Here is a 17338-nt window from a genome sequence, read left to right as displayed (position 1 = left end):
AGTCGAGCGGCATGGCAGCTGAGGATCTGGTGGAGCGGCGCTCCATCGACGTCGTCCCCGACGACGAACGGCACGGCACGGCGTTCAGCCAGTTCACCCTCTGGCTCGGCGCCAATCTGCAGATCACCGCGGTCGTCACCGGCGCGCTCGCCGTCGTGTTCGGCGGCGACGTGGTGTGGTCGGTCATCGGGCTCCTGCTCGGCAATCTGCTCGGCGGCGCGGTGATGGCCCTGCACTCGGCGCAGGGCCCGAAGCTGGGCCTGCCCCAGATGATCCAGTCCCGCGCCCAGTTCGGCGTGAAGGGCGCGGTCGTCCCGCTGCTCCTGGTCATCGTGATGTACGTCGGGTTCTTCGCGAGCGGCAGCGTCCTGGCCGGACAGGCCACGGCCGAGCTGACGCACACGAACGACACCACCGGCATCATCATCTTCGCGGTGGTCACGGCGGTGACGGCGGCGGTCGGCTACCGCGTCATCCACACGCTCGGCCGGATCGCGAGCGTGATCTGCGCGCTGGCCTTCGTCTACCTCGGCATCCGCCTCCTGGACCGCGTCGACCTCTCCGCGCTCCTCTCCGACGCACACTTCGACCTGCCGATGTTCCTGCTCGCCGTCTCCCTCTCGGCGTCCTGGCAGCTGGCCTTCGGGCCGTACGTCGCGGACTACTCGCGCTATCTGCCGCGTACGACGTCGGGCAAGGCGACCTTCTGGTGGACCCTCTCCGGATCAGCGCTGGGCTCGCAGTGGTCGATGACGTTCGGTGTCCTCGTGGCGGCGACCGCGGGGGACGCGTTCCTCGCCAACCAGGTCGGATACGTCGTCGGCCTGGGCGGCACGGGCCTGATCGCATCGTTCCTGTACTTCGTGATCGCGCTGGGCAAGCTGACCATCAACGTCCTCAACACCTACGGCGGCTTCATGTCGATGGTGACCAGCGTCAGCGGCTTCCGCGGCCAGAAGGTCCTCTCGCAGCGCGGCAGGGCGGTGTACATCGCCCTGATCATGATCGCGGGAACGACGGTGGCCCTCCTGGGCAAGGACAGCTTCCTGACGTCCTTCAAGGACTTCCTGCTCTTCCTGCTGACGTTCTTCACGCCGTGGTCGGCGATCAACCTGGTCGACTACTACCTGATCTCCAAGGAGCGCTACGACATCCCGGCGCTCTCCGACCCGGCGGGACGGTACGGCGCATGGCGCTGGGACGCCCTCGTCGTCTACGGGGTGGGCCTGCTCGCCCAGCTCCCGTTCCTGGTCACGCACTTCTACACCGGCCCGCTGGTCGAGCCGCTCGGCGGCGCGGACGTGTCGTGGATCGTGGGCCTGGTCGTACCGGCGGTCCTGTATTGGCTGCTGGCCCGGCGCGGCGCCACTCTAGGGCTGAACCCCGATGAGAATGGGGGGATAGCCCCACTGCCAGAGGCGTCCGAGCTGCGTACGGTAAAGAACCATGGAAGCCCGTGACGCCGAACTCAAGAAGGAACTCGACGCCACTCTGCATGCCCGCAGAGAGCTCGGCGAAGAGTATGAGTCCGCGCTGGTCGACTCGTTCCTCGGAAAGGTCGAGCAGCGCCTGGACGGCACCATCGACCGGCGGATGCGCCGGCACATGGCCGAGCAGCAGATGGTCGTCGCCCGCGGCTCCCGCGCGCCCGACAACGCGGTGGACTCATGGGGCGAGCGCTTCGGCTTCGCCGTCGTCTCACTGATCCTCGCGATCCCCCTCTCGGCGATCGGCGTGGTCAACGCCGATCTGCCGGGCCTCTTCATCACCTGGGCGGGCATCGTCGGGGTGAACGGGGTGCACGCGATGCGCGGCATGCGCTTCGGCCGCCGCGGGGACCGCGGCGGCCGGAAGTCGGAGTGGGACGAGTGAAGTTCATGCGCGGGGACCGCCGCACCCCCGGTTTCCCAGGGGGCGGGACGACGGCGGTCCCCGCGAGGGACGCGGGCCGGGTCAGGCCGGGCCTCGCGTCCGGGCGTTCAGAGGTCCGGGAGCCGCTCCGGAGTTCCTGTACGCCGACAACGACCAATGTGCCGGAGCCGTGTTAAGCGGGTGCTGCGCGGACGTGACGCGCTCGTACCACTTCCGCGAAGTTCGGCCCACGGCACACCCGGTGGCTTACTGCCCCTGCTGCTCCGCGAGGAACGCCAGCAGGTCCTGACGGCTCACCACACCCGTCGGCTTGCCCTCGACGAGCACGATCGCCGCGTCGGCCGCGCCGAGCACCGACATCAGGTCGCCGACCGGCTCGCCCGAGCCGACCTGCGGCAGCGGGTCGGACATGTGCTTCTCCAGCGGGTCGCCGAGCGAGGCGCGCTGCGCGAACAGGGCGTCCAGGAGCTCGCGTTCGACGACCGAGCCGATGACCTCCGCCGCCATCACGTCGGGGTGGCCCGCGCCCGGCTTGACGATGGGCATCTGCGAGACGCCGTACTCACGCAGTACCTCGATGGCCTCGCCGACCGTCTCCTCCGGGTGCATATGAACGAGCGAGGGCAGCTTGCCACCCTCCTTGCGGCTCAGTACGTCACCGACGCGAGGCTGGTCGCCGGCCTGCTCCAGGAACCCGTAGTCGTTCATCCACTCGTCGCTGAAGATCTTGCTCATGTAGCCGCGGCCGGAGTCGGGGAGAAGTACGACCACGACGTCGTCGGGCCCGAGCCGTTCCGCCACCCGCAGCGCGGCCACGACCGCCATGCCGCAGGAGCCGCCGACGAGCAGTCCCTCCTCCTTGGCGAGGCGCCGCGTCATCTGGAAGGAGTCCTTGTCGGACACCGCGACGATCTCGTCGGTCACATTGCGGTCGTACGCCGTCGGCCAGAAGTCCTCGCCGACGCCCTCGACGAGATACGGCCGCCCTGAGCCGCCGGAGTAGACCGACCCCTCGGGGTCGGCGCCGACGACCTTGACCTTGCCGCCGGACACCTCCTTCAGATATCCGCCGGTCCCCGAGATCGTGCCGCCGGTGCCGATGCCCGCCACGAAATGGGTGATCTTTCCTTCTGTCTGCTCCCACAGCTCAGGGCCGGTGGAGTGGTAGTGGGAGAGCGGATTGTTCGGGTTCGAGTACTGGTCGGGCTTCCAGGCACCGGGGGTCTCACGCACCAGGCGGTCGGAGACGTTGTAGTACGAGTCCGGGTGCTCCGGGTCGACGGCCGTGGGGCAGACGACGACGTCGGCGCCGTACGCCCGCAGCACATTGATCTTGTCCAGGGACACCTTGTCCGGGCAGACGAAGATGCACTTGTAGCCCTTCTGCTGGGCCACGATCGCAAGGCCGACCCCGGTGTTCCCCGAGGTCGGCTCGACGATCGTGCCGCCGGGCTCGAGCTCCCCGCTCTGTTCGGCGGCCTCGATCATGCGCAGTGCGATGCGGTCCTTCACCGACCCGCCGGGGTTGAAGTACTCGACCTTGGCCAGGACCGTGGCCTGAATGCCCGCGGTCACGTTGTTGAGCCTCACCAGCGGGGTGTTGCCGACGAGACTGATCATCGAGTCGTGGAATTGCACCGTTGTCTCCGGGCTGCCATGTAGTGCGACGAATGGGTGTCGTAAGCGTAAGACTCCTGGTCGCCCGTTCACCTCCGATCACGATTGGCCGACCGCCCTTACGGGGCAATGAGTGGATGTACGGCGGTATGGCTACGAGGAGGTGGCTGCAGGGCATGTCGAGGGCGAGGGTGGCGAGGCGGATCGCCGCGGGCGCGGCGTACGGCGGCGGAGGCATCGGGCTGCTCGGCGCGGCGACCGTGGGGGTGGTCCTCGCCGAGGTGCAGCTGGCGAAGCGTTCGGTGGGCAACAACGGGGAGCATGCGGCGCCGCCACGGGCCGACGGGCGGTACGGCGGGGCGCTCGCGGAGCGGCAGGACGGCGCCGAGCCCGTGCGGTTCGCGATGCTCGGCGACTCGACGGCCGCGGGGCAGGGGGTGCACCGGGCCCGGCACACCCCGGGGGCGCTGCTCTCCTCGGGGCTCGCGGCGGTGGCGGAGCGTCCGGTGGAGCTGCGGAACGTGGCGCAGCCGGGGGCCCAGTCGGACGACCTGGACCGCCAGGTGTCCCTGATCCTCTCCGACCCCTCGTCCTGGATCCCGGACGTCTGCGTCATCATGATCGGCGCGAACGACGTGACGCACCGGATCCCGGCGACACGGTCGGTCCGCTACCTGGCGGCGGCGGTGCGGCGGCTGCGGACGGCCGGCGCGGAGGTGGTCGTCGGCACCTGCCCGGACCTCGGCACCGTGGAGAACGTCTACCAGCCCCTGCGCTGGATGGCCCGCCGGGTCTCGCGGCAGCTGGCGGCGGCGCAGACGATCGGCGTGGTGGAGCAGGGCGGCCGTACGGTGTCGCTCGGCGATCTCCTGGGCCCCGAGTTCGCGGCGAACCCGCGGGAGCTGTTCGGCCCCGACAACTACCACCCCTCCGCGGAGGGGTACGCGACGGCGGCCATGGCGGTCCTGCCGACCCTCTGCGCGGCGCTGGGCCTGTGGCCGGAGGAGGAGCGCCCCGACGTCTCCCGCCGGGAGGGCTTCCTGCCGGTGGCCCGCGCGGCGGCGCAGGCCGCGTCGGAGGGCGGCACGGAGGTCGCTGCCGCGATGCCTACGGGGCCACGGGGACCCTGGGCCCTCCTCAAGCGGCGGCGCCGCCGCCGCATCCACACCCCGGATCCGTCTCCGCTGCCGCACTGACGCTGTTCACGATCTGCGGGCCGTCTGTGGCTGATCGCGCAGTTCCCCGCGCCCCTGAAGGGGCGCAGGCGGTCGTGCCCCTTCAGGGGCGCGGGGAACTGCGCGCCAAGCCCCCACCGGCCCGCAGCCAGAATCCGCACCCCCCATCCAAGGCGCCCCCGCCAGAAATGAGCAAGCGCTTAGAAAAATGCGTCCCGCGTCACAGTCCCCGCCCGGTGACTGACAGCGATACGTACAGGTAACTTCCCAGGGAGTCCGCCAGCCGCCCGCCCCGCTCGGGGCGCCCCCGCCAGGAGTCCGTGATGCCCGAAGCCGTGATCGTCTCTGCCGCCCGCACCCCGATCGGCCGCGCCTTCAAGGGCTCGCTGAAGGATCTGCGCCCGGACGACCTGACCGCCACGATCATCGAGGCCGCCCTCGCCAAGGTCCCCGAGCTCGACCCGAAGCAGATCGACGACCTGATGCTCGGCTGTGGTCTGCCCGGCGGCGAGCAGGGGCACAACCTGGGCCGCATCGTCGCCGTACAGATGGGGATGGACCACCTCCCCGGCTGCACCATCACCCGCTACTGCTCCTCCTCCCTGCAGACGAGCCGCATGGCCCTGCACGCCATCAAGGCGGGCGAGGGCGACGTCTTCATCTCCGCGGGCGTCGAGATGGTGTCCCGCAGCATCAAGGGTTCCAGCGACGGCCTTCCCGACACCCACAACCCCCTCTTCGCCGACGCCGAGGCCCGCACCGAGGCCGTGTCCAAGTCCGAGGGCTCCTCCTGGCACGACCCGCGCGAGGACGGACTGATCCCGGACGCGTACATCGCCATGGGGCAGACCGCCGAGAACCTGGCCCGCGCCAAGGGCGTCACCCGTCAGGACATGGACGAGTTCGGGGTCCGGTCCCAGAACCTCGCCGAGGAAGCCATCAAGAACGGCTTCTGGGAGCGCGAGATCACCCCCGTCACCACCCCTGACGGCACCGTCGTCAGCAAGGACGACGGCCCCCGCGCCGGCGTCACCGTCGAGGGCGTCTCGGGCCTCAAGCCCGTCTTCCGCCCCGACGGCCTCGTCACGGCCGGCAACTGCTGCCCGCTCAACGACGGCGCCGCCGCCCTGGTGATCATGAGCGACACCAAGGCCCGCGAGCTCGGCCTGACCCCGCTCGCCCGCATCGTCTCCACCGGCGTCACCGGCCTCTCCCCCGAGATCATGGGCCTCGGCCCGGTGGAAGCGTCGAAGCAGGCACTCTCCCGCGCCGGTCTGACCGTCGACGACATCGACCTCTTCGAGATCAACGAGGCCTTCGCCGCCCAGGTGATCCCCTCCTACCGCGACCTGAACATCCCGCTCGACAAGCTGAACGTCAACGGCGGTGCCATCGCCGTCGGCCACCCCTTCGGCATGACCGGCGCCCGCATCACCGGCACGCTCATCAACTCCCTCCAGTTCCACGACAAGCAGTTCGGCCTGGAGACGATGTGCGTCGGCGGCGGCCAGGGCATGGCGATGGTCATCGAGCGCCTCAGCTGACCCTCTGGACCCCTGCGGATCCCCGGCGTCGCCATTGATTCGTGACTCAATCTCCCCCAGGATGTGACCTATCTCCTGGGGGAGATGCATATGCCCAGGTCAGAGCACATCTGTGGATAAACACCGGGCCAAAAGACCTGTCCAATTCGTGACGTAATGCACTGACAGGTGGATCGTGCAGGCTTCAAGCTGATGTAGGAAGTCGGGGGTCGACTTGAAACCGGGAGTACGTCAGTGAGCGCCATGCCTCTTGCCCTGCTGCTCTCCACGGCTGCCGCCACGGCCGTGGGCGCCGCCGCCCTGCACGCCGTGCACGGGCTGCGGAAGCAGATAACGGCCCTGCGCACCGAGCTGGCCCAGAGCCACGCCGCGACGGGGCGCCCCACCGTGCCCGCGGCACGCACCACTCCGGACACCGACGAGATACGCGCGGCCGTGGCCGACGCGCTCGCCGAGGAGCGGGAGCGCGAGCTCGCCGAGGCGCGGGCCTTCTGGGCCGCCCAGGAAGCCCGCGACGCGTCGGACGCGCCGTCCCTGCTCAGCGGTCTGCCGGGGCTCGCCGACATGGCGGACGAGCTGTTCCTGCCGCGCCAGGCGGATCTCGCGGGCATCGAGGCGGACAGCCTCGAGCCGGTGATCGAGCCCTACGCGGATCCGGCCGACGAGTTCGCGGGCGACTCCCCCGAGCTGGCCGCGGCCCGCCGCAGGCACCCCTCGCACCCGGACTTCGTACCGGTCCAGACGCCCCACACGGACGGCCACGGCGACCACGAGCGCACGGTCGCCTGCCTGGAGGAGCTGGCCGGCGCCCGCACGGCGCTCGCCGACGTCCGCCCGGGCCCGCTGGGCACCCTGGACGTCTATGTCTTCGCGGACGGTACGACGCTCTGTATGACGCCGGGCCACCGCGAGACCGCGGAGCAGCTCGCCGACGCCCTGCGCGACGGCCACACCCCGGTCCTGCTCGGCGGCTCCGGAGTCTCCGGCGCCTACGCCCTCACGTTCGAGTGCGGCACCGAGAACGTCTACATCCTGGCCGACCGCGTCATCGCCTCGGTCTGACCGTCCCCCTGGTCTGAGGGTCCCCACCCCTCAGACCCCGCGCCGGGCGGCCTCAGACCGACGCGCGTTTCTGCGCCTTCTCCACCAGCGTCAGCGCTTCCGCCAATTGGCGCTCGTCCTCCAGTACGAGGGCCAAGTCCCGCCCCGCGACCGTGATCTGGTCGGCCGCCGCGAACATCCCGGCGTCCGGCATCTCCCGCGGCTCCTCGTCGGGCACCTCGATCCGCTGCGCCCACGCCGCCAATTCCCTGGCCAGAGCGAGGGCTTCGGTCGCCGCCCCCCGCTGCAGGCGACTCTGCGGGGCGGCCCGCAACCGATCGGCGAAATGGTCCACTGCGGCCGTCAAAGGCGTCGTATCAAGCACCCGGCGACCTTATGCGCCGGGACGGGACTGTTGCCAACGCCCGAACGCTCAGGCACGGTGGCGTGAAGGACGGAACACATCGCGACGCGTCCGGAGGCGCCGATGTCCCAAGTCTTCTCCGAGGAGACCCACCGCAATCTGCTCGCCCGCATCCCCCACTGCACCGGTCGTGAAGTCTCCGACTGGCTTCGCGCCGTGGACGAAGGCCCTTCTCTCTTCCGCTTCGAGGAGAAGGTCAGCTGGCTCCGCGCCGAACACAACCTCGCGTACGGACATGCCAAGGCAATCATTCACGAGTACGACTTGCGGAGGGCCGCACGCAAGTTCCTCTGACCCCCTGTCCCCTCACACACACGTCACACACGGCGAAGGGCCCCGCGGAACATCTGTTCCGCGGGGCCCTTCGGCTGCCGGCCGTTGACCGACGTCGTGCGTCAGTCGTTGCCCTGCAGGATGGCGATCAGGCGCAGGAACTCCAGGTAGATCCAGACCAGCGTCATCGTCAGACCGAACGCCGCGAGCCAGGCCTCTTCCTTCGGAGCGCCGTACGCGATGCCGTCCTCGACCTGCTTGAAGTCCAGGGCCAGGAAGCACGCGCCGAGCAGGATGCCGACGATGCCGAAGACGATGCCGAGGCCGCCGCTGCGGAAGCCGAGGCCGTCGCCGCCGCCGAAGACCGCGAACAGCAGGTTCACCGCGGTCAGCAGCAGGAAGCCCATCGCCGCGGCCATCACGAAGCCGTAGAAGCGACGGTTGACCCGGATCCAGCCCGCCTTGTAGGCGATGAGGACACCGAGGAAGACCGCCATCGTGCCGAGCACGGCCTGCATGGCCGCGCCGCTCGCGATGCGGTTGTCGACGACGCTGGAGACGACGCCGAGGAAGACACCTTCGAGCGCGGCGTACGTCAGGATCAGCGGGGGCGACGCCTTGCGCTTGAAGGCCTGGACGAGGCCGAGCACCATCGCGATGAGGCCCGCGCCGATCGCGATGCCGTAGGACTTGCTGATGTTCGCGTCGTCCACCGGCAGCAGCGCCCAGGCGAGCGCGGCGGTCACCACGAGGGTGCCGAGCGTCGTGGCCGTACGCATGACGACGTCGTCCATCGTCATGCGGCCCGCAGTGGTCACGGGCGCCTGCGGCGCGCCGTACTGCAGGTCCTGCTGGGCGTAAGGGTTGGCCGCGTACGGGTTGGTGGGGGCCTGCTGGCCCGCGCCCGCGTACGGATTGCCCTGCGCGTACTGGGTCTGCGTCCCGCCCGCGGGTCCCCCGGCCTGCGGCTGCTGGCCGAAGCCCGCGTAGCCGTTGTCGCGGCTGAACCCCCGTCGCGAGAAGACCGGGTTGCTGCTCCTCATCTCACTCCTCCATGGCCACCGGGCGTGGCATTGGCTCAAGAGTAATGCGTAGGCAAAAGGAAGACCCTAGTGCTTGGGGAGGATCTTTCCCTCCTTGTGACCAAGAACGATCGGTGCCGCGCTCTCTGTTCCCGTCGAGTCTCCCGCCGATTCTCCCGCCGCGGCCGGGTTGCGGCGGCTGCGCCGGACGAGTGGCACCAGGGAGATCGCCACCGCACCGAGCACGGCGGCGACGGCGAACGTGGTGAATCCGAGGGACGCGTTTCCGCCCGAGACGACGGCGCCTCCCAGCCACGGCCCGACGACCGCGCCGGTCCGCCCGACGCCGGTGATCCAGCCGAGGCCCGTGGCGCGCTGGGCCGGCGTGTAGACCGAGGGAGCGGAGGCGTACACCATGACCTGCGCCGAGAAGAGCCAGATGCCGGTGACGAAGACGATCACGTACGCGACGCCGAGCGGCAGCTCCGCCTTGAGCAGGAAGGCGCCGCAGGCGGTGAGCAGGAACCAGATCGCGGAGATCCGCATGGCGCCGAACTTGTCGGCGGCACGGCCCGCCACCAGCATGCCGACGATGCCGCCCGCGTTGATCACCATGAGGAAGGTGACGGAGGAGGAGAGCGAGTAGCCGGAGGCGCGCATCAGCTCGGGGAGCCAGGTGGAGACGCCGTAGACGAGGAGCAGTCCGGCGAAGGACGCGACCCAGAGGAGCGGGGTCGCGAGGCGCTGTCCCGGGGTGAAGAGGGACGCCACGGCGGAGAAACGGCCCTTGGCACCCGCCTCGGGGGCTTCGGCGAGGGTCGGCGACGGCAGCAGATAGCGGGCGGCGACCGCCTCGGCCTCGCTCGCCCGGCCCTTGTTGAGCAGCACCCCCGGCGATTCGGGCAGCCACTTCACCACGAGGGGGATGGCGACGACGGCAGGGATGACGCCCGCCCAGAAGACCACGCGCCAGCCGTGGTCGGGCCCGAGCGTGAGGCCGAGGCCCGTGGCCGCCATGCCGCCCGCGTGGTACGAGGTCATCATCAGGCCGGTGGCGAGCGCGGCCCTGCGCTTCGGCGCGAACTCGGCGACGATCGCGAGGCTGATCGGCATCAGACCGCCGAGCCCGAGCCCGGCGATGAAGCGTCCGGCGCCGAAGACGGCGGCGCTCGGCGCGAGCGCGCAGACCGCGGAGCCGAGTGAGAACAGCGCAACGCTGCCCACCACCATCGGCTTGCGGCCGATCCAGTCGGTGAGCGTGCCGCAGCCGAGGGCGCCGATCAGCATGCCGAAGGTGGTCCAGGAGCCGATGGTGCCCGCGGTCGACGGGGTGAAGCCGAAGCCCTTGTCGTCGATGAGGTGCGGCATCACGGCGCCGTAGATGTTGACGTCCATGCCGTCGAAGAAGACGACGAGCCAGCACAGGGCTATGACGGGGGCCACGGATCTGAAGGTGCGCTCGGGGGCGGCGCTCTGGGGAGCGGTCACGGGGCTCTCACTTCTTTGTGGAGTGGGGAGTGGGGACTTCCGGGGGGACGGGGGTTTTCCGGCGATGCGGCGGGCTCAGTCGAGGGGAAAGCCCGTATAGCCCTCCGCGAGGTCGGCCTCGGCCGAGCGCGTGGTGGTGATGCGGTCCAGCTGGGCGAGCTGGATGCGGTCGTCGAAGGGGGTGGCTTCGGGGCCGCGGTGGAGCATCGTGGTCATCGCGTACGAGAAGCGCTCGGCCTGCCAGACGCGGCGCAGACAGGTCTCCGAGTACGCATCGAGGCGGGCGTCGGAGCCGGTCTCGCGGAGGTCGACGAGCGCGCGGGCGAAGGTGACGACGTCGCCGACGGCGAGGTTGAGGCCCTTGGCGCCGGTGGGCGGGACGATGTGCGCGGCGTCCCCGGCGAGGAAGACCCGGCCGTGCCGCATGGGCTCGTGGACGTAGCTGCGCATGGGCGTGACGGACTTGGCGGTGACGGGTCCGCGCTTCAGCGTCCAGGAGGGGTCGTCGGTCTCCAGGCGGCGGTCGAGCTCGTCCCAGATCTCCTCGTCGCTCCAGTCGGCGGCGTCCGTGCCCGCGGGGACTTGCAGGTACGCGCGCGTGACGGTCGGCGACCGCATGGAGAGCAGCGCGAAGCCGCGGTCGTGGCGGGCGTAGACCAACTCGTCGTGCGAGGGCGGCACATCGGCGAGGATGCCGAGCCAGCCGAAGGGGTACGTGCGCTCGAAGACCCGGGAGATGTCGGCGGGCACGGCCTTGCGGGCCACGCCCCAGGAGCCGTCGCAGCCCACTACGTAGTCGCACTCCAGGACGTCCTCGCGGCCCTGATGCCGGAAGCGGACCCGCGGGTTCTCGCTCTCGGCACCCTCGACGGCGAGCGCCTCCGCCTCGAAGAGCAGCGGTCCTCCGGCCGCGAGCTGGAGGGCTATGAGGTCCTTGCAGACCTCGGTCTGGGCGTACACCATCACGGACCGGCCGCCGGTCAGGGCGGGGAAGTCGACGCGGTGCCTGCGGCGGTCGAAGCGCAATTCGATGCCGTCGTGCGGGATGCCTTCGCGGTCCATGCGGGCAGCCACGCCGGCCTCCCGAAGGACATCCACGCTGCCCTGCTCCAGGATCCCGGCGCGCTGGCGCTGCTCGACGTAGGCGCGGTCCCGGGTCTCCAGGACGACGGAATCGATGCCGGCGTTGTGCAGCAGGCGGGCGAGGAGCAGTCCCGCGGGTCCGGCCCCGATGATTCCGACGGTGGTGCGCATCGATCGTTCCCTTCGCTTCCGAACCAGCCCACTCGACTTGTTCGCCTGGTGAACTTTCGTTCATAATGTGCTGACGGGAGTCTCCGACCGGACCCAGCGGCTGTCAACGGTTGCGGGGCACCCATTTCGACGGCTTTCCACGGCCACGAGGAGCGGCGCCATGCCCGAAGAGTCCGTACGCCCCCTGGAGCGCGGCCTCGCGGTGCTGCGCGCCCTCGCGGCCGCAGACAGGGCGAGGGCGGGCGATCTGGTCCGCGCCACGGGTCTGGCCCGCTCGACCGTGGACCGGGTGGTGGCGACCCTGGCCCGGCTCGGATACGTACGCGAGAGCGGCCAGGAGCTTCAGCTCACCCCGCGCCTCATGGAGCTCGGCAACGCCTATCTGGCGGCCAGCGGTCTGACCGGCGAGGTCGCGGCGCGCACCGCACGGCTCGCGGACGAGCTGGACGAGTCGGTGTCGCTCGCCGTGCCGGACGGCGACGGCGTCCGCTTCGTCACGCAGGCCGCGCGTCGCCGCGCGATGTCGGTGGCCTTCCGCATCGGAGATCTGCTGCCCGCCGAACGGTGCGCTCCGGGCGCCCTGTTCGCCGCCGAGTGGGACGAGACGGGGTGGGCCGCGTGGCACGCGCGCGTGGCCGCCGATCCGGACGGCCACGCCTTCCCCGCACTCCCGCCAGGGCCCGCGCCCCGCGTCCCGGACCTGGCGGACCGCGTGACGCACTCGCGCGCCGCGGGGTGGGCCCTGGACGACCAGCTGATCGAGCCGGGCCTGATCGCGACGGCGGTCCCGGTGCGCGACGCCGCGGGCCGCGTGCGGTACGCCCTGTCCGCGGTGAGCCACACCAGCAGACACACGGCGCAGGGCCTCGCGGAACTGGTCCTTCCGCGGCTGCGCGAGGAGGCGGCCCACCTGGAAGCACTGCCGACCGCCCCATCGCCGTACGAGAAGGGCGAGTTGACGCCAGATCAGACTCAGACCCAGCCCCAGACTCAGACCCAGACACTGGAAACCGCCGACGCCAAGGCCGAACTGGGCCCCGGCTTCCTGCAGTCGCTCGCCCGCGGCCTCGCCGTCCTGCGCGCTCTGGGCCGGGCCCGCGGCGACGGACTGCCGCTCACCGCGATCGCCGAGGCCACCGGACTGCCCCGGGCCACCGCACGCCGCTGCCTGCACACCCTGGAACTGGAGGGGTACGCCGCGCACGACGGCCGCCTCTACCGCCCGCTCCCCCGCATCCTGGAGCTCGGCTACCCCGGCCTTTCCCGCCTTGGCTTCGCCGAGATCGCCGAGCCGCATCTGCGCGAACTGACCGGCCGCGTCCACCAGTCGGCGTCGGTGACGGTGCTCGACGGCACGGACATCCTGTACGTGGCGCGGGCGGCGACGGTCCGCGTGATGAGCGTCTACATCACGCTCGGCACGCGCTTCCCCGCCCACCCCACCGCTATGGGCCGCGTCCTGCTCGCGGGGCTCCCCGAGCGGGACCGCGCCCGCCTGCTGGCGGCCGAGCCGCCGAAGGCCCTCACCCGGCACACGGTCACGGACCCGGCGGAGCTGCGGCGCATCCTCGACCGGGCCGCCGCCGACGGCTACGCCACCGCGGACGAAGAACTGGAGGAGGGCCTGCGCTCGGTCGCCGTACCGCTCAAGGGCGCGGACGGCCGCGTGGTCGCCGCCCTGAACGTGGCCCAGCACGCGGGCACCGCCCCGCTGAGCGAGACGGTCGAGGCCCTGCTGCCGGCCCTGCGCGAGACCGCGGCGGCGATCGAGACCGATCTGCACACCGCGGCCCGCTTCAACGCCGTACGCATGCCCTGAGCGCGCCCGCACAGGGCGGTGAAAGTGCCCCGAGCCGGAGTCGAACCGCCGATCAGCCGGTCGGCAACGGTACGGAATCGATGAGCGCCTCCCCCTGCACAACACTGGATACCGAACGGTAATGTCGCGGCGCCGCCGGGAGGACAGAACCGGCGGGTGAGTGCAAAGGAGCCCTCATGGCGACGGACATGCACCCTGCGCGTTCGGGCGGGGCGGCCGACCAGGCGGACCTCGACCGGTGGCAGCGCGCGTGGAGTCACCGCGAGGAACTACTGCGGGTGGCCCGCCGCAGATCCATGAGCGCCGAGGACGCCGAGGACGCCGTACACGAGGCGATGCTGCGCGCCGCCGAGCATCCGCAGCTCGACGACGAGCGGCTCGGCGCCTGGCTGACGACGGTGACCATACGGCTGTGTGTCGACCGGTACCGGCAGGTCAGTCGCGAGGCCGAGGTGCGCAGCAGCCCCAAACTGGTCGCGCCGGGCCAACTGCCCGTCGACGACGCGGTGTGCGACCGTGCGGAGGCGCGGTGGCTGGCCGCGCGGAGCGGGGAGCTGCCCGCGCGGCAGGCGGAGGCGATCTGGCTCAAGTCCGAGGACCTGGACGTCGGTCAGGTCGCCAAGAAGATGGGCCTGAGCTACCGGACGGCCGAGTCGCTGCTCGCCAGGGCCCGGCGCACACTGCGCACGGCGCTTGCCGCCACCCTTGGTCTCGCCCTGTGGCTGTGCGGGCGCGGGCCGCGACCGGGCGGAAACGTGCAACTGGCGGCCGTGACCATGACGGCGGCGACGCTCGCCGTGGCGGGGTTCGTCCTGCCGGGCATCACCGACGGGGACCGGCCAGGACCGGCACGGCCCGCCCCTTCCGTCTCCTCCGTGTCCTCCGTCTCCGATGGGGCCGATGACGCACGTACTCCGGAGCGCGGGGCGACGCCCTCGGCCCGCTCCCGCCAGGCTCCGTCGACCACCACCCCCGGCACGGCGCCGGCCGACGGCTCGCTTCCCGTGGTGCCGTCCCTGCCCGAGGTGCCGCTCCCGGCCCTGGAAACACTGCCCGCGGTGCCCTCCCCCGACGTCCCCGAGGTACCGGTCGAGCCGCCGGAGGTGTCCGTACCCGCGGCCCCGTCCGCCTCCGCGACAGCCCCGAAGCTGCCCGCCGACGGCGTCACACAGGCCCCGTAGAAAAAACTTCGGTTTCTCCGCGACGGACGGGGCGCCCTTCCCCGTAGAGCAGATGAGAGAGCTGCTCACGGCGAAGGGTGAACCGGATGGGTGTCGAGATCTGCGTGGAAGGGCTGACCAAGTCCTTCGGCGACCAGGTCATCTGGCAGAACGTCTCGCTGACACTGCCCGCCGGAGAGGTCTCGGTCATGCTGGGCCCCTCGGGCACGGGCAAGTCGGTCTTCCTCAAGAGCCTCGTCGGACTGCTCAAGCCGGAGCGCGGGTCGATCCGGATCGCGGGCACGGACATCACCGAGCTCCGCGAGCACGACCTGTACGAGGTACGGAAGCTGTTCGGCGTGCTGTTCCAGGACGGCGCCCTGTTCGGGTCGATGAACCTCTACGACAACATCGCCTTCCCGCTGCGCGAGCACACCCGTAAGCAGGAGAGCGCGATCAGGAAGATCGTGCTCGAGAAGATGGACATGGTCGGTCTGATCGGCGCCGAGGACAAGCTGCCCGGCGAGATATCCGGCGGGATGCGCAAACGGGCCGGTCTGGCACGGGCCCTGGTGCTCGATCCGGAGATCATTCTCTTCGACGAGCCCGACTCGGGCCTCGATCCGGTCCGTGTGGCCTACCTCAACCAGCTGATCGTCGACCTCAACGCGCAGATCGACGCGACCTTCCTGATCGTCACGCACGACATCGCGTCGGCCCGCCAGGTCCCCGACAACATCGGACTGCTCTTCCGCCGTGAACTGGTGATGTTCGGCCCCCGCAAGCAGCTCCTGACCAGCAATGAGCCAGTCGTACGGCAGTTCCTGAACGGCCGGATGCAGGGGCCGATCGGCATGGCCGAGGAGAAGGACGCCGCCACGATGGCGCGCGAGGCGGTGCACTTCGGCAACGGCGGCGCCGCCGACAGCGTGGGCGTCGCCGAGATGACCCCACGACTCCTTCCGGGGCCCGGAATCGACCGCCCGCCCCGCTGGCAGGCGATCGCCGAGCAGGAGGAGACGCGAGAGGCGCAAGAGGCTCGCGAGGTGAGCGGCGCATGAGTCTGTCACCCAAGGGGGCGCTGCGGCACTCGGGCAGTCTCTTCGCGATGGGCCTGGACGTGCTGCGGACGCTGCCTCGACGGCCGTTCCAGGTGCGGGAGTTCATCCAGCAGTCCTGGTTCATCGCGAGCGTCACGATCCTGCCCACCGCGCTCGTCTCCATCCCGTTCGGTGCGGTGATCGCGCTGCAGATCGGCAGCCTGACCCGGCAGCTGGGCGCGCAGTCGTTCTCGGGCGCCGCCTCGGTGCTCGCGGTGCTCAGGGAGGCCTCGCCGATCGTCACCGCGCTGCTCATCGCGGGAGCCGGCGGAACCGCCATCTGCGCGGATCTCGGGGCGCGCAAGATCCGCGAGGAGATCGACGCGATGCAGGTCCTCGGCATCGACCCGATCCATCGCCTCGTCGTGCCCAGGGTCCTCGCGTCGATGGTCGTCGCCGTACTGCTCAACGGCCTGGTCTCGGTGGTCGGGGTGGCCGGCGGCTATTTCTTCAACGTGGTCCTGCAGAACGGCACTCCGGGCGCCTATCTGGCCTCGTTCACCACCCTCGCCCAGCTGTCCGACCTCTGGGCGGCGGAGCTCAAGGCCCTGGTCTTCGGCGCCATCGCCGCGATCGTCGCCTCGTACAAGGGGCTCACCGCCAAGGGCGGCCCCAAGGGCGTCGGTGACGCGGTGAACCAGGCCGTGGTCATCACCTTCATGTTGCTGTTCGTGACGAACTTCGTGATGACCGCCGTGTACTTCCAAATCGTCCCGCAGAGAGGGTAGTTGATGCGACTTCTCGACCGCCCGCTCCGCTCGCTCGAAGAGCTGGGCAGCCAACTGGCCTTCTACGGCCGCTCCCTGGCCTGGACAGGCCGCACCCTGCGCCGCTACAAGAAGGAGATCCTGCGCCTGCTCGCCGAGGTGAGCTTCGGCCGAGGCGCCCTCGCCGTCATCGGCGGCACGGTCGGTGTGATCGCCTTCCTGTCCTTCTTCACCGGCACCGAGGTCGGCCTCCAGGGCTACGCCGCCCTCAACCAGTTGGGCACCTCCAACTTCGTGGCGTTCCTCTCGGCGTACTTCAACACCCGGGAGATCGCGCCCCTGGTGGCGGGCCTCGCCCTGTCCGCAACGGTCGGGGCCGGGTTCACCGCGCAGCTGGGCGCGATGCGGATCAGCGAGGAGACCGACGCGCTCGAAGTGATGGGCGTCCCCTCGCTGCCGTTCCTGGTGACCACCCGGATGATCGCGGGATTCGTCGCGGTGATCCCGCTGTACGTGGTCGGCCTGCTGTCCTCGTACTTCGCCGCGCGCACCATCACCACCGGCTACTACGGGCAGTCCGCGGGCACCTACGACCACTACTTCCAGCAGTACCTGCCACCTGTGGACGTGCTCTGGTCCTTCGGCAAGGTGATCGTCTTCGCCGTCGTGATCATCCTGGTGCACTGCTACTACGGCTACTACGCGAGCGGCGGCCCCGCCGGGGTCGGCGTCGCGGTCGGCCGTGCCGTGCGCACCTCCATCGTCGCCATCAACGTCCTGGACTTCTTCCTCAGCCTCGCGATCTGGGGCGCCGTCACGACCGTACGAATAGCGGGGTAGGG

General features: G+C 70.5%; 16 protein-coding genes. 11 read left to right on the top strand and 5 right to left on the bottom strand.

The window, feature by feature from the left end; translation table 11 throughout:
* The first annotated feature begins 11 nt into the window (after window positions 1–11).
* Both OG453_RS08660 and OG453_RS08655 read left to right on the top strand, forming a co-directional pair.
* The gene (locus OG453_RS08660; RefSeq protein WP_266866134.1) at window positions 12–1460 is read left to right on the top strand and encodes a cytosine permease; all 1449 of its coding nucleotides are present in this window, start codon (window positions 12–14) and stop codon (window positions 1458–1460) included.
* Window positions 1447–1872 carry a hypothetical protein gene (locus OG453_RS08655; protein WP_266866132.1) on the top strand — a complete coding sequence of 142 codons (426 nt, stop codon included), beginning with the start codon at window positions 1447–1449 and terminating at the stop codon, window positions 1870–1872. Before OG453_RS08660 ends, OG453_RS08655 begins: the two co-directional genes overlap by 14 nt.
* Window positions 1873–2118: 246 nt before the next feature.
* On the opposite strand, the gene OG453_RS08650 is transcribed toward OG453_RS08655, so the two are convergent.
* Window positions 2119–3510 (bottom strand): cystathionine beta-synthase, encoded by a 1392-nt coding sequence (locus OG453_RS08650; protein WP_266866130.1) that lies wholly within the window; start codon window positions 3508–3510, stop codon window positions 2119–2121.
* Window positions 3511–3665: 155 nt separating this feature from the next.
* Between OG453_RS08650 and OG453_RS08645 the strand changes: the two genes are divergently transcribed.
* The 3 genes from OG453_RS08645 (at window position 3666) to OG453_RS08635 (ending at window position 7270) form a co-directional block, all read left to right on the top strand.
* A complete protein-coding gene (locus tag OG453_RS08645) occupies window positions 3666–4685 on the top strand; it encodes an SGNH/GDSL hydrolase family protein (RefSeq protein WP_266866128.1) in 1020 nt (339 codons plus the stop codon).
* A gap of 302 nt (window positions 4686–4987) precedes the next feature.
* On the top strand, window positions 4988–6208 hold the full coding sequence (locus tag OG453_RS08640; RefSeq protein ID WP_266866126.1) for an acetyl-CoA C-acetyltransferase: 1221 nt from the start codon (window positions 4988–4990) through the stop codon (window positions 6206–6208).
* A gap of 243 nt (window positions 6209–6451) precedes the next feature.
* The gene (locus OG453_RS08635; RefSeq protein ID WP_266869757.1) at window positions 6452–7270 is read left to right on the top strand and encodes a hypothetical protein; all 819 of its coding nucleotides are present in this window, start codon (window positions 6452–6454) and stop codon (window positions 7268–7270) included.
* A 52-nt stretch (window positions 7271–7322) separates the two neighbouring features.
* Here the strand turns inward: OG453_RS08635 and OG453_RS08630 are convergent, their stop codons facing one another.
* Window positions 7323–7634, bottom strand: a complete 312-nt coding sequence (locus tag OG453_RS08630; protein ID WP_266866124.1) for a hypothetical protein — start codon at window positions 7632–7634, stop codon at window positions 7323–7325.
* Window positions 7635–7736: 102 nt separating this feature from the next.
* Between OG453_RS08630 and OG453_RS08625 the strand changes: the two genes are divergently transcribed.
* Window positions 7737–7967 carry a DUF4287 domain-containing protein gene (locus OG453_RS08625; protein WP_055545457.1) on the top strand — a complete coding sequence of 77 codons (231 nt, stop codon included), beginning with the start codon at window positions 7737–7739 and terminating at the stop codon, window positions 7965–7967.
* A gap of 101 nt (window positions 7968–8068) precedes the next feature.
* On the opposite strand, the gene OG453_RS08620 is transcribed toward OG453_RS08625, so the two are convergent.
* From OG453_RS08620 to OG453_RS08610, 3 genes are all read right to left on the bottom strand, one after another.
* Entirely contained in the window at window positions 8069–8989 is a 921-nt protein-coding gene (locus tag OG453_RS08620) for a Bax inhibitor-1/YccA family protein (RefSeq protein ID WP_266866119.1), read from the bottom strand.
* A 66-nt stretch (window positions 8990–9055) separates the two neighbouring features.
* Window positions 9056–10456 (bottom strand): aromatic acid/H+ symport family MFS transporter, encoded by a 1401-nt coding sequence (locus tag OG453_RS08615; protein ID WP_266866117.1) that lies wholly within the window; start codon window positions 10454–10456, stop codon window positions 9056–9058.
* Window positions 10457–10531: 75 nt separating this feature from the next.
* Window positions 10532–11710 (bottom strand): 4-hydroxybenzoate 3-monooxygenase, encoded by a 1179-nt coding sequence (locus tag OG453_RS08610; RefSeq protein WP_266866115.1) that lies wholly within the window; start codon window positions 11708–11710, stop codon window positions 10532–10534.
* Window positions 11711–11870: 160 nt separating this feature from the next.
* On the opposite strand from OG453_RS08610, the gene OG453_RS08605 reads away from it, so the two are divergent.
* The 5 genes from OG453_RS08605 to OG453_RS08585 all read left to right on the top strand — a co-directional run bounded on the left by OG453_RS08605 (window position 11871) and on the right by OG453_RS08585 (window position 17336).
* Window positions 11871–13529 (top strand): IclR family transcriptional regulator C-terminal domain-containing protein, encoded by a 1659-nt coding sequence (locus tag OG453_RS08605; RefSeq protein ID WP_266866113.1) that lies wholly within the window; start codon window positions 11871–11873, stop codon window positions 13527–13529.
* A gap of 176 nt (window positions 13530–13705) precedes the next feature.
* A complete protein-coding gene (locus OG453_RS08600; RefSeq protein ID WP_266866111.1) occupies window positions 13706–14710 on the top strand; it encodes an RNA polymerase sigma factor in 1005 nt (334 codons plus the stop codon).
* An 86-nt stretch (window positions 14711–14796) separates the two neighbouring features.
* On the top strand, window positions 14797–15750 hold the full coding sequence (locus OG453_RS08595; protein WP_266866109.1) for an ABC transporter ATP-binding protein: 954 nt from the start codon (window positions 14797–14799) through the stop codon (window positions 15748–15750).
* On the top strand, window positions 15747–16517 hold the full coding sequence (locus tag OG453_RS08590) for an ABC transporter permease (protein ID WP_160505456.1): 771 nt from the start codon (window positions 15747–15749) through the stop codon (window positions 16515–16517). Before OG453_RS08595 ends, OG453_RS08590 begins: the two co-directional genes overlap by 4 nt.
* Before the next feature lie 3 nt (window positions 16518–16520).
* Entirely contained in the window at window positions 16521–17336 is an 816-nt protein-coding gene (locus tag OG453_RS08585; protein ID WP_160505457.1) for an ABC transporter permease, read from the top strand.
* Window positions 17337–17338 lie beyond the last annotated feature (2 nt).

Origin of the sequence: Streptomyces sp. NBC_01381 (genome assembly GCF_026340305.1) — a bacterium.
GTDB lineage: Bacteria > Actinomycetota > Actinomycetes > Streptomycetales > Streptomycetaceae > Streptomyces.
Note: the sequence above shows the minus strand (reverse complement) of the source record. Positions and strands in the feature narration are given on the sequence as shown.